Here is a 14,852-nt window from a genome sequence, read left to right as displayed (position 1 = left end):
GTTAGTGCACAGTCCTTTTGCGGCTAATAAATTAATATTTTATCTATATGAATAACTCTATATTTTTAGGTGGATGTAATAGCATTATTTTTTGTAAATACAAGATGTCTATGCAAAAATTAGTTGCATAAGCTAGAAATTACCATAGTTTAAATATTGACAAACAACATATCTATTGTACAATATAATATTACCAGTAATCGTTCATATCGTAACTTTTTTATATAATAGGAAACATTAATCTCTTAAGAGAGAAAATCTAGATACGAAGAACAGAAGTGAGTTCAATTTATATGAAAGTAGGGATAGACAGTGTATGAAATTTTAATAGTTGATGACGAACCAATTGTTAGATTAGGTTTGAAATCTCTTATCAAATGGGAAGAGCACAATATAAGTATAGAATTTGAAGCAGCAAATGGTAAACAGGCCCTTGAAATTTTAAAGAGCAATCCTAATATTCATATGGTAATAACTGATATCAATATGCCGATAATGGATGGTATTTCGCTTATTGAGAATATTAATTCATTAGGACTAACTCCAGCTCTAGTTGTTTTAAGCTCGTATGATGATTATGATTTGGTACGAAAAGCATTTAAACTTGGAGTAGGCGATTATATTTTAAAGCATAAAATGAAGCCAAATGATGTCTTAGCCTTAGTTACAAGGTTGCTAGCCACTTCTAAACCTAATATAATAAGTCCAACAGAATTATCAGGAACTCATCTAAAAAATGCAAAAAAGAACTATTTGCGTAATATACTTTTAGGAAAAAGCAACGCTCCAGACAGTTATGATAAACTGCTTAATCTACATATTACAGATAATAAATTAATTGTATGTTCCATAATGGTAGATGATTTTTCTAAATTAAAAAAACAATATAATGAGGGCAATTTGATATCTATTATTAATTCGGCAAATACCGCTATAGAACAAATTCTAGTTGAATCTAATAACGGTGAAGTTATACATCTTTCCCTTAATGAGTTTATTATTATTTTATCTTTTGAAATTCCAAGTTTTTTATTGATACGACATGAAATAGCAATGATTCTTAATAAAGTTCGATCTTCTCTAAGAACCTTTTTGGACATTAATGTTACCATTGGTGTAAGTCCTATTGGAAATGGATTAGGAAGTGCTCACGACTTATTATTAGCTGCACAGAAGAATGTTCGATTAAGCTATTTATTAGGTAAAGGGGAAATTATTTATCCTGAACATACTAAAGATATTAAATATATTCCATATACAGATGTACTAAAAATCTCTAAAGAAATGATAATTGCACTATTCGAATTAAATCATCAAAAAACTTTCTTGAAATTGAATGAAATATTAAATACGATTAAGTATTTTGAAGCAGATAATATTAATGACTTAATTGGTGATTATGCCAAGATTGTTGTGTTAATAGATAGTTATATTTTAGATAAAGATATCATGCCTGAACAGTTTATAGGTTCCAATGAAAATGTTTATACTCACCTAGAATCATTAGAAACAGTTAATGAAATTCATTTATGGATTAATGATTATGTTGAACAGATTTTTTCTTACCTTATGAAACTTAATGATACTACTTTGAATCCAATAATACGGCGTGCTAAGCTTTATATTGATAAAAATTATAACAAAAAACTGACACTAGAAAACATCTGTGAATATTTAGTTATTAATGAAAGTTACTTTAGTAGTTTGTTTTCACAAAATTTGGGGGTAACCTATTCTGACTATTTAACTCAAGTTAGATTAGAACATGCAAAAAAACTTTTAAAAACCACAAACTTAAAAATTTATGAAATATGTGAACAAGTAGGTTATTCTAGCAAAGAGCATTTTAGTAGACTTTTTAAGAAGAATGTGGGAATGAATCCAAATAAATATCGTAATACTTAAAGAATTAAGTTAACTTATGAATATATACATTAAGAATAACGAAATTGAAAGGAGTCATTTATGAAAAAGATTATAAGTTTATTATTAGTACTTATTATGGTAATATCAGTAGGCTTAACTGCATGTAACAACTCCTCAAAAAAAGATGAGGCAAATAAGAATGAGGTTACAACTTCAGAAAAAATAGATGACAAAGAATTACAAGCTCCTGTTAAAATTCGAGTTGCTTATTATGCAGCGGGTCAAGCTACTCAAACAATGCAAAAGATTGTTGATGAATTTATGGCTGAAAATCCAAATATTGAAGTAGAAACTATTCAATCTAATTGGAGTGGCCACTACGAAAGACTTAAAGCAGAGTTAGCTGCTGGAGCAGCACCTGAAGTATTCTTATTAGATGGTGTTTATATTCCTCAATATGCAGAACGTGGAGTTTTAGAAGATATTACAGAAAGAGCCAGTGGTCTTGACGAAAATAAATTTTTAGGGATTAAACAATTAAGAACTCCAGAAGGAAAATTATTTGGAATTCCTCAAGGTATTCAAGTAGATGTTCTTTACTACAACAAAGATATGTTTGACGAAGCAGGAGTTGATTATCCAACAGCAGATTGGACTTTAGATGATTTAAGAGAAGCAGCTATTAAATTAACTAATGATGAGCATTATGGATTTGCTATTCCCTCAAACCAATTAAGATATGGATGGTATCCAATTATTAGACAATTTGGTGGAGATATTCTTGATGAAGATAGAAAGAATTCTACAATTGCATCTGATCCAAAGGTAAAAGAAGCTGTAAAATTTATGTATGATGCTTGGAATACTGATAAATATGTTCCAGAATTCGAAGCTATGGCTGGTGAGTTAACAGTTAAATCACACACTTATTTCCCAAGACAAAAAGTAGCCATGTTCTATGATGCTTTTGTTGGAACAACAAGAAATAACGAAGCAGGAGTTAATTACGATGTAGTAATTCAACCTAAACAAGCAGAATATTATGCATCTTTTATAGCTAATAGCTGGGTGTTAAATGCAAATGCAGGAGAAGCAGAAAAAGAAGCTGGATGGAAGTACATGGAGTACTACTTAAGCGAAAAGGCTCAAAAGCTTCACGCTACTGTAGCTGATTCATTACCATCAAATAAAGCAGTAATGGAAGAAATGCTTAGTGATACAACTACAGTTCCTGCTAATAAAAAAGCTTTCTTAGATACTTTGGAATTTGCTGGAACATTAGCTGAAAACGCAGTTTGGGAAGAGCAAAATAAAGTTTTTCAAGGGGCATTAGAAAAATATTTAGGCAATGAGATTTCATTAGATGAGTTCATCCAATTAGCTGATAAAGATTTACAAAAAGTATTAGATGATTTCTATAAAAAGTAAGACTACTGCTTTTAGGAAAATTCTTGGTAGGATTCTCCTATTGTGGTTACTATAAAAAATGGGTGGTATGATTATGAGGCATATAGAAACCTTATCTTCAAAATTTATAATAGGATTTATTTTAATAATTGTTATACCAGTAATTATAATTAATTCGTCATTATATTACTATTTGAAAGAACAATATAAAATTGAGTATTCTGATAAAACTATTAAAAGTATGGAATATTTGTCAAATGCCATAGAGTCCGAATTAAAACGATTACGTTTAAAAACAGCTATGATGGTGTCGGATGATAAAATTATAAAATTAATTGATGAATGGAATGCTGAAAAAGATATTGTCTTAAAAAGAGAATTGGAATATGAACTAGAAAAATACATTTCTAAAAGATTTGATTACTTATACGAAATTGATTCTGCTTATTTTTTTATGAAAGATAGTGGGTATTATAGCTATAAAGAAGAAGGGAATATTAACGAAAGCAAAATACGAAAAGAAAAATGGTACTTAGAATTAACTAATAAGTTTCAACTAAAAACAATTAAAAATAATGATAAAAATAAATTTAGTATTGCTGCTGGAATATCTCATTTAGAGTTAAATACTTTATTAAATTTACCTGAAAATCTTGAGATGTTATTAGTAAATTATAAAACTTATGTATTTGATGGCATACATTCTGAGCTTGGAGATAAATATAGAGGTGATGTTATAATTTTTGATGATTACGGTAATGTTATGGTTTCGTCAAAAGATTCTAACTTAGGCAAAAATATAAATGATTTCCCAGATTTGAAAGAGGTTTATTTAGAAAACAAAGAACCCTCAGATGCTTATAAAATTGATAACAATACAAAAGTTATATCTTATAAAACACCTCAATCAGGATGGTTAATTGTGAATATTACTGATTATAATATTATGATGAAAGAAATGGAAAAAAATATACTACTATTTAATAAAATATTTGGACTTATGATATTGCTTTTTATGTTATTTTCTATAGTATTTTTTAATAAAATAATTCGTGCAATTAGAAGATTGATGAAGAGAATGAAAAAAGCAGAAAAAGGATATTTTGTTGCGGATGAAAAACTAATTGGATTTGGAGAAATAAAAGAACTGGAGATTGCATTTACAGAAATGATTAATAAGATAGATGATTTAATGATTGAACGGGATAAAAAAGAAAAAGAAAGACAAGAGGAAGAAATTAGGGCACTTCAGGCACAGATAAATCCTCATTTTATATATAATACACTAAATTGCATTAAATTAATGGCTATGATGGCTCATAAAGAAAATATTGAAAACATGGTCTATGCTTTTATGGAATTATTAGGTGGTATGTTCAAGGATTCAAAAATGATGATCACGGTAGAAAATGAAATTGAGTATACAAAACACTATATTCACATTATGCAGGTACGATATGCAGATAGCTTTGATGTTACATGGGATATAGATAACTCTATATTAAACTGTTTAACACTTAAGCTTATGCTTCAACCTATTATAGAAAATGCAATAACTCATGGTATATCTCACAATGAAGAAAGAGGTCTTATAACTATAAAGGGTTATAAGAATGATGATGAAATAGTATTTAAGGTGACAGATAATGGACAGGGAATTTTGCCTGAGAAAATTAAATTACTTTTTATGGAAAATGACACTGGAACAGAGAAGAAACCAAAAGTTGGAATATATAATGTTAATAAAAGAATTAAACTGAATTTTGGTGAGGAATATGGTATCTATGTAGAGAGTGAGCTAAATAAATATACACAAGTAACCGTAAGGGTTCCTATAATAGAGGAATAAAATGATCAAAAACATGTTATGTAGTATTTTATAGCATGTTTTTTTATAGTTCTTTTATTCAAATGATAAGTCAGGAAACCTAAAATAATGTCATTGGGGAAAAAATAAATTGAGACCATTATATTCCTTAAAAAAATTATATACTTTAGTATTAGGAGTTAAGAGAATTAGTGAGTACAATATATGCCTAATATTATTACCATAGAATAAGTTACTAATCTAAAAATATATCAGTATATCTAATGAAAAGTCATGTCACTGGATTGTTTATAGAATTATAATATGATTTATAAATTGAATTAAAATTTAAATGCTAGAAGGAGAGAATGAGATGAAAACAAGGATACTTAAAACTACAACGTATATTACCTTAGCTATATACATTGTAAATATGTTACTAGCTAGCACACAATTTAAATTTTCATTAAATGCACTGGCAGCAAGTGATATAAATACAACATTTGCTCAAGAAAATAAAGCAATTAATGGGAGCTTCGAAGAAGTAGTAACAAATGACCCTATATCAAGTAACGGATATGTTTCAAGTGATTGGCTTATGAATTTTAGAGCACTTGATTCAACAACACCATCCACTGCTAGCGTTGATACAGAAACGTATGTAGATGGAAGTCAAAGTATTAGGATAGATGGTAATAAATTATGGGGATGGATGGAGCAAAGGATACCAGTACAAAAAGGAGAGGTATATGACATTAGTGCATGGTATAAAACTCTAGATTTATCAAATGGAACCAAGAATAAATCAGCTACATTTAGAGTAGAACAATTAGATAGTGCTGGAAACTATATAGATACCAATAATGGTGGAACAAAAGCTACGAGAGTTGACTTAGGTTATTTACAAAATGGAACTCATGAATGGACAGAACTTGGAGGTGAATATACTATTGACCAAGATAATGCTGCCTATCTAAAGGTTGTATTAATGATTGGTGAGTGGAGTACCACTGCTAATAGTACTCCTGCTAATGCTAACGGTTCAACAGGGACTCTTTGGGTTGACAATGTTAGTGTTAATAAAGTGATTAATGAAACAATAGAATTGAATAAAAATAGTACAACAATAGAAGTAAATAATACAGATACGTTAACTGCCACAGTATCTCCTGCTGATTCCCAAATAACATGGATCTCTTCAGATGACTCTGTAGCAACAGTACAAGACGGAGTAGTAACAGGGGTGCAAGAAGGAAATGCGGTTATTACAGCAGCCTTATCGAATAACCCTGAAATAAGTGCCACATGTAATGTTGAAGTTATAGGTCAGGTTGTTGTCATAGATAATGGAAATCTATTATCTAATGGTGGATTCGAAGATGTTGAAGCTATAGCTGATAGTAAGTGGATTAATGGACAAAAACCAAAAGATTGGGGATATGAAGCTTCTAGATTAAATGCTATATTTAGTATAGATAACACAATTAGTCACGAAGGAAATCAAAGTGTTAAGGTTGAAATGGATAATTCATTTGACTGGTTAACTCAAGCAATACCGGCTCAAAAAGGAGATATATTTGATGTTAGTGGATGGATAAAAACACAAGATATAAGCACAACCCAGTCTGCAAATAATACATTTACATTAAGAGTATATGAAGTAGATAATGATGGTACTAAATTAGATTGGGATGGAAGAGCAGATATCACATTCAATCAAGAAGGAACATATGATTGGACAGAACTTAGTGGACAATATGAAGTTAAATCTGATACAGCATCACATATAATAGTACAATTAGTTCATGGAACCTGGAAAACTGGTGAAGGAGCAACGGGTATATTATGGATGGATGATGTTAAAGTAATAAAAAAATCAACAGACGTGTCAGATATTGTTTTTGAAGAAAATAGTAGAACAGCATCAGTAGGAGAGGTATTTAATATTAATTATACAGTCCTACCTGACATTGCAATAAATAAGAATGTAACATGGAGCACATCTGATGATACAATAGCAACAGTAGAAAATGGACTAGTAACAGCAATAAGCACTGGTACAGCGACTATTACAGCAACATCAGACGAAAATCCAGAAATAAAAACAGATTATGTTGTTACAGTAATTGATGGTGATATTAGTGTGCAGTCAGTTAGTCTTGACCAAACAAGTGCTGAAATTCCAAAAGGCAAAGGTTTGATTCTTAATCCTATTATTGAACCAATTAATGCAACAAATAAAGATTTACAATGGAGTACTTCCGATGCAAGTATCGCTACTGTTTCAGATGGAATAGTCAAAGGAATTAATCCAGGAACAGCAACCATTACAGTTATAACTGCTGATGGTGGTTATGAAGCAACCTGTGAAATTACTGTAACAGAGTATTCACAAGATGAATTTGATATGATGAGATTGCAATGGAAAAACTACATTGTAGCAGATAAAGAATATGAAGATCAATCTATAATAGATTACACAAATGCATTAGATGAAGAGGTTAAAACTATATGGGAAACCATGGTTAAAGATTATAATAGAAATTATTTATGGGAAGAATATCATAATGATGCAAGTAAAACTAGTAACGCTGAAGAATTAAAATCTCATATTAATAATAGTTATAATAATCTTTTTACTATGGCAAAAGGATACGCAATGCCAGGTTCACAATATCATGGTAATGCTTACTTATTAAAAGATATTATTGAAGGATTAGATTGGCTTTACCAAAATTGGTATAACGAACAAGGTGAAGGCTACATAGGCAATGGATGGTATTGGGAAATTGGAATACCTAAAATTCTAAATAATATAGTAGTCTTAGTTTATGAATACTTAACTGATGAACAAATTACAAATTATATGAATGCAATTGAAACATTTTCACCCGATCCAACAATATGGAATGGTGGAATAAGTACAGGTGGAAATAGAACAGATAAATGTATTATAGTAGGTGTTAGAGGAGTAATAGTAAAAGATTCACAAAAATTAATGATGGTAAGAGATGCTTTAGGAGATCTAGTTAAGATTGTTGAAAGCGGCGATGGATTTTATGGAGATGGTTCTTTTATTCAACATACAGATATACCATATACAGGTACATATGGTGCGGTATTATTAAGCGGATTAGCAGATGTAATGTATTTAATAGAGGGTACAAGCTATACAATCGTTGATGAAAGTGTTAAAAAAATATATGATTATATTTTAACATCTTGGAAACCGCTTATTTATAAAGGATTAATGATGGATATGGTGAATGGAAGAGCTATATCAAGAGATGGTCAAGATATCTCTCGTGGTAAAGGTGTAATTTCAAATATTATAAAGTTTATTAAATTTGCACCAGAATCATATAAAACTGAATATACTAGTTTCGTAAAATATTTAGTTGAACAGAATGCTGCTCTTGAGCTGGTAGGTAATACGCCATATATGATATCATTAATAAAAGAGGTATTAAATTCACCAATAGCAGCAGAAGGAGAGCAAATAGGACACTTTGGATTTTATGAAATGGATAGAATTGTTCATAGAAAATCTGATTTTACATTTGGATTAAGTATGTACTCCAGCAGAATATCTGCTTTTGAAACAATAAATGGTGAGAATAAAAGAGGTTTTCATACAGCTGACGGAATGACTTATTTGTATAACAATGATTTATCACAATATAATGAGGAGTTCTGGCCAACAGTAGATTATAAAAGACTTCCTGGAACAACAGTTGACACTAATCCAATTGCTACACAAGATAGTTGGAGCAATATGAGATCTCCACAAGATTGGGTAGGAGGAACAAACTTAGATAATTATGGTGTTGCAGGAATGTTCCTTGACAAAAGTACTGCATTAGGAACAATGAAATCAACACTACAAGGAAAAAAATCTTGGTTTATGTTTGATGACGAAATAGTGGCACTTGGTTCTGGAATAAAAACCACTGATGGTAGAACTATTGAAACAATTATAGATAATAGAAAAATTTCAAATGAAGGAAATGATGTTTTTACAGTAGATGGACAAGTCGTTTCTAATACACTTGGATGGAATGAATCAAAAGAAATAAGCTGGGCACATTTACAAGGAAAAGTCCAGGGAGCCGACATAGGATATTACTTCCCTAATAACACATATGTAAATATGCTTAGAGAACAAAGAACTGGAAGCTGGAGTGATATAAGCAGTACTGGAAGTACTGATGAAATAACTAGAAACTATATGACTATGTGGGCAGATCATGGAATGAATCCACAAGATGCAACTTATGAATATGTTCTGTTACCTAACAAAACAGTACAAGAAGTAAGCGACTATGCAAGTTCATCAGATATTGAAATACTAATGAATACACCTGAAGTACAAGCTGTTAAAGAACGTAATTTAGGAATAATAGGAGCTAATTTCTGGACTGAATCCATTCAGAAAGTAGATAATATTACTGTTAATAAAAAATCTTCAGTAATGGTTAAAGAAACAGAAGAATACATTGAAGTAGCAGTTTCAGATCCAACTATGAAAAACGATGGAGAAATAGTAGTAGAGGTTGATGGGAGAGCAAGTGAAGAGTTATTAAACAATGATAATATAACTGTATATCAAATGTTCCCAACTATTAAATTTGCTGTTAATGTTAAGGATGCAAGAGGAGAAGTGTTCACTGCCAAATTTGTTAAAGACGATACTCCTATAGAAGAAATTGCAATGGAAAGCATAACATTAGATTCAAATTATGTGATTGTAGGTAAAGATGGACAAATTACAGTAAATACTGAAATTCTACCATCAAATGCTACAGATAGAGCATTAGTTGTGACATCTTCAGATGAAACAATCGCAATTGCAAAAAAAGGAATATTTGATAATATAGTGATAGAAGGAATAAAAGCAGGTAATGCAGTTATTACAGTTGCATCTGCAACTAATCCAAGTATTGTAACGACACTGAACGTAAATGTTATTGAACTAGTATCAGGACAAGTAAATGTGGTTATGAATAGCAGTTTCGAGGATGTTGTAACTACAACCAGCAGCAAGTGGATTAATGGAGAAAAACCAGAAGAATGGGGATATACTGGATATAATAAAGCTACGTTTAGTATAGATAACACAACTAGCCATGAAGGAAACCAAAGTGTTAAGGTTGAAATGAACAATTCATTTGACTGGCTATATCAAGCAATACCTGCTAAAAAAGGAGATATATTTGATTTTAGTACATGGATAAAAACACAGGATATAAGTACAACACAGTCTGAGAAGAATACATTTACATTAAGGGTTTATGAAGTTGATAGTAATGGAAATAAGCCTGATTGGGATGGAAGAGCAGATATCAAATTTACTCAAGAAGGAACACATGACTGGACAAGGCTTAGTGGACAATATGAAGTTAAATATGATACATCAACAAATATAAAAGTAGAATTAGTACATGGAACATGGAGAGCCGGTGAAGGAGCAACAGGAACTTTGTGGATGGATGATGTTAAGGTTCTCAAAGGTTCTCCATCTCCTACAGATATTATTTTAAATGAGGGCGGACGAAAAATAAATGAACGAAAAGTATCCATTAATGATTCATTCACATTAAGTAGTACTGTTATACCTGCTGACTCAGCTAAAGATGTAATGTGGTATTCTTCAAATGAAGAGGTAGCTACTGTAGTAGGCGGATTAGTTACAGGTATAAGTACTGGAGAGGCTGCTATAACAGCATTATCTCTTGTAGATCCACAAGTAAAAACAGAATGTAAAGTTACAGTAGTGGATGGAGATATTCATGTTGAGGCTGTAAGCCTTAATAAAACATCTATAACCCTTGAAGAGGGAAGAGTAATGGAAATTAGTCCATCAATAGAACCATATTATGCTGAAAATCAAAATATAGTTTGGAGCTCATCAGATGAAGGAATAGCAGTTGTTAATGAGAATGGTTTGGTTAAAGGCATAAAACAAGGAACTGCTGTTATTACAGCGACCTCAATTGATGGAGGGCATAAAGCTACATGTGAAGTTACTGTGACAGAGCATGTTGTAGATGAATTTGATAAGATGAGATTAAATTGGAAAAATACACTTGTTACAGATGTTCTTTCTGATAATGAATATATTAATAAAAGCATACAAGAATTAGACGAAGAGGTTAAAACAGTTTGGGAAAGTATGCAAAAAGATAAAACCTATTTATGGGAAGAATACAGTGACTTTAGTAATCCAGATAATATTAATAGTAACTATGCCAACTTAGTAACGATGGCTAAAGGTTTTGCCATGGCAGGGTCAGAATACTATAATAACGCTGAATTATTGCAGGATATTATGACAGGCCTTGAATTTCTCCATTCTAATGCCTATATAAAATACAATAAGTATCCTGGCAACTGGTGGTTCTGGGAAATAGGAATACCTAAAAATCTCAATAATATATTAGTGTTATTATATGATTATTTAACAGATGAAGTAATTGAAAAATATACGGATGTAATAGATTATTATGTTCCAAATCCTAAAAAAATGATATATCAACAATATGCAAGTACAGGAGCTAACAGGATAGACTTATGTCTTGTAGTAGGAGTAAGAGGAGTATTGGTTAAAGATTCAGAGAAACTAATGCTAGTAAGAAACTCACTAGGAGATGTTGTTAAGTATGTTAAAAAAGGTGATGGATTCTATACAGATGGCTCATTTGTTCAACATAATGACATAGCATATACTGGGACATATGGAAGTGTTTTACTAGGTGGTTTAGCAGATGTTATATATTTATTAAATGATACAGAATATAAAGTAGTAGATGAAAATGTAAATAACATATATGATTATATTTTAAAACACTTTAAGCCAGTTATGTATAAAGGACTTATGATGGATATGGTTAGTGGAAGAGCAATATCTAGAGAAACTGCTCGAGATATTGGTCATGGCCGTGGCATTATTGCTAGTACTCTAAAATATATAAATATTGCTCGAGAAGAGTACAGATACCAATATATCAGCATGATAAAATACTGGAATGAGCAAAATGAGTATCTGAATTTAGTTGAAACTATGAAAACTCCATATCTTAAGAAGCTTGCAAATGATATTATATACTCACCTATAAAAGCTGAAGGCGAACAAATAGGACATTTTGGTTTGTATAATATGGATCGTGTAGTTCATAGAACAGCTGATTTTACTCTAGGATTAAGTATGTATTCCAATAGAATTGCAGCCTATGAAATTGGAAACGGGGAAAACAAAAAAGGCTTCCATACAGGGGATGGAATGACCTACTTATACAACAATGATTTAACTCAATATAATGATGATTATTGGCCAACAATAGATTACAAGAGACTTCCAGGAACCACAATAGATACTAATGATATTGTATCAGCTGGCGATTGGAAAAAATTCAAATCTCCTAGTTCTTGGGTTGGAGGAACATCATTAGGAAATTATGGTGTTGCAGGAATGCTCCTTGATAAGAGTACTGCAATAGGGTCAATGCAATCAACATTACAAGCTAAAAAATCTTGGTTTATGTTTGATGATGAAGTAGTAGCACTTGGTTCTGGTATCAATACTACTGATGGAAGAACTATTGAAACAATTGTTGAAAATAGAAAAATATCAGATATTGGAAATGATGTATTGACAGTAGATGGACAAGAGGTATCAGACACACTTGGCTGGAATGATACAAAACAAGTAACTTGGGCACATTTGCAAGGAAAAGTAGAGGGATCTGATATAGGATATTACTTCCCTAACAACCAAGAAATAAATATGCTAAGAGAAGCTAGAACAGGAACATGGAACGCAATAAATAATGGTGGTTCAACAGATGAAATAACAAGAAACTATGTTACTATGTGGTTCAATCATGGAGAAAATCCAGTAGATGCAACATATGAGTATGTACTTCTACCAAATAAAACAAAAGAACAAGTTGAAAGTTATTCAAAACAGCCTGAAATAGAAATACTTGCGAATAATACAGAAGTACAAGCTGTAAAAGAAAAAGAATTAAACGTAATTGCTGCTAACTTCTGGACAGATAATCTTAATACAATAGATATAATTTCTGTAGATAAAAAAGCTTCTGTTATGGTTAAAGAAACTGAAAAATACATTGAAGTATCTGTTACTGATCCAACTATGGAGAATAATGGAGTAATCAATGTAGAAATTAATAAGCAGGTAGCAGAAGAAGTTTTACACAATGAAGGAATAACAGTACAACAAATGACTCCAAGCATTAAGTTTTCTGTTGATGTTCATGGTGCACAAGGAACAGTATTCATAGCTAAGTTTAAAAAGAATACTAATGATAACGATCAAGGTGGAGATAATCAAGATCAAGATAACCAAGGTGAAGATAATCAAGATGAGGATAACCAAGGTCAAGATAATCAAGATCAAGATAATACTAGCATTATTATAGATGAAGAAGGCTCTGCAATTATTAAGATACCTGTCTCACATAATGGTGGCAGTGTTAAATCTACTGTTAGCCAGTCTAAGCTGGAGGAAGCAATGGATTTAGCTAATAAAGACAAGAATGGAATTAAAAAAGTAATATTAGACGTGCCACAAATTATAGGTGCCAAAGATTATACACAAGATATACCAGCAACTATAGTAGCAGCTGTCAATGAACAGCAAAAAATAAAGATTAAAACAGGCATTGGAAATGTTACAATACCAACTAATATGTTTAATAACTATAAAGTTAACAAAGATGATAAAGTTGAAATAACAATTTCAAAAGTGGATAAATCAAATCTAGATAAAGATGTGAAAGAAAAGATTGGAAATAGACCTGTTATCAATCTTACTGCAAAACTTGGAAATGAAAGTGTTAAATGGAATAATCCAAATGCACCTGTTAAAATTAGTATTGACTATGAGCCAACAAAGGAAGAATTAAATAATCCCGAGCATATTGTTGTATGGTATGTAAATGAAAACAATGAAATAGTCCCAATAACAAATGGTAGATATAATACTGACACAGGAAAAGTAACATTTACTACAACACATTTTAGTAAATATGCGATTGCCTTTGTTGAAAAAACTTTTGATGATATTACTAATTATCAGTGGGCAAAAAATCAAATACAAGTATTAGCTTCAAAGGGTATAATTAATGGAACATCTAATAAAACATATGCCCCAGCAGAGTGCATCACTAGAGCTGACTTTTTAACTTTAGTTGTAAGAACACTAGAATTGAAGTCAGAATTTGATACTAATTTTGAAGATGTAGATGAAAATGCTTATTACTATAATGCTATAGGAATAGCTAAAAAATTAGGTATAACAAATGGAGTAGGAAATAATAAGTTCAATCCAAAAGAATTTATAACAAGACAAGATATGATGATTCTTTTAGAAAAATCCTTAAAGGTAGTTGGAAAATCATTAAATGAAGAGTCAATGAAAAACATAAATACATTTGATGATGCATCACAAGTATCTGGATATGCATTAAGTAGCGTTGATTCAATGATAAGATCAGGATTGATTCAAGGCAGTGGAACAAAGCTATATCCATTAAATAGTACAACAAGAGCAGAAACAGCTGTAGTTATGTATAAAATCTTTCATGTTTTAGTTGATTAAGGTATATCAAAAAATAAAGTGAATTTGCAAAAAAAGCGGAGCTGTTGCATTAGCGTTAATGCAACAGCTCCTTTGTAATAGTAAACATTCTTTTGGTTGTGTAGATATTTTAATGAAATCATAGGAATTGAAATTTACTTATTTTGATAA

General features: G+C 30.9%; 4 protein-coding genes. All 4 read left to right on the top strand.

The genetic code is table 11. The features are described 5' to 3' along the window. The first annotated feature begins 312 nt into the window (after positions 1 to 312). On the top strand, positions 313 to 1,905 hold the full coding sequence (locus tag AACQ14_RS19230) for a response regulator transcription factor (protein ID WP_339365209.1): 1,593 nt from the start codon (positions 313 to 315) through the stop codon (positions 1,903 to 1,905). A 60-nt stretch (positions 1,906 to 1,965) separates the two neighbouring features. Further along, the gene (locus AACQ14_RS19225; protein ID WP_339365208.1) at positions 1,966 to 3,294 is read left to right on the top strand and encodes an ABC transporter substrate-binding protein; all 1,329 of its coding nucleotides are present in this window, start codon (positions 1,966 to 1,968) and stop codon (positions 3,292 to 3,294) included. A 73-nt stretch (positions 3,295 to 3,367) separates the two neighbouring features. Continuing rightward, positions 3,368 to 5,122 (top strand): sensor histidine kinase, encoded by a 1,755-nt coding sequence (locus AACQ14_RS19220; protein ID WP_339365207.1) that lies wholly within the window; start codon positions 3,368 to 3,370, stop codon positions 5,120 to 5,122. A gap of 331 nt (positions 5,123 to 5,453) precedes the next feature. Continuing rightward, the gene (locus AACQ14_RS19215; protein ID WP_339365206.1) at positions 5,454 to 14,702 is read left to right on the top strand and encodes a polysaccharide lyase family 8 super-sandwich domain-containing protein; all 9,249 of its coding nucleotides are present in this window, start codon (positions 5,454 to 5,456) and stop codon (positions 14,700 to 14,702) included. Positions 14,703 to 14,852 lie beyond the last annotated feature (150 nt).

Origin of the sequence: Vallitalea maricola, assembly GCF_036985595.1 — a bacterium.
In the GTDB taxonomy this organism is placed as follows: domain Bacteria; phylum Bacillota; class Clostridia; order Lachnospirales; family Vallitaleaceae; genus Vallitalea; species Vallitalea maricola.
The sequence above is the reverse complement of the archived record's forward strand: the minus strand, read 5'-3'. Positions and strand labels throughout refer to the sequence as shown.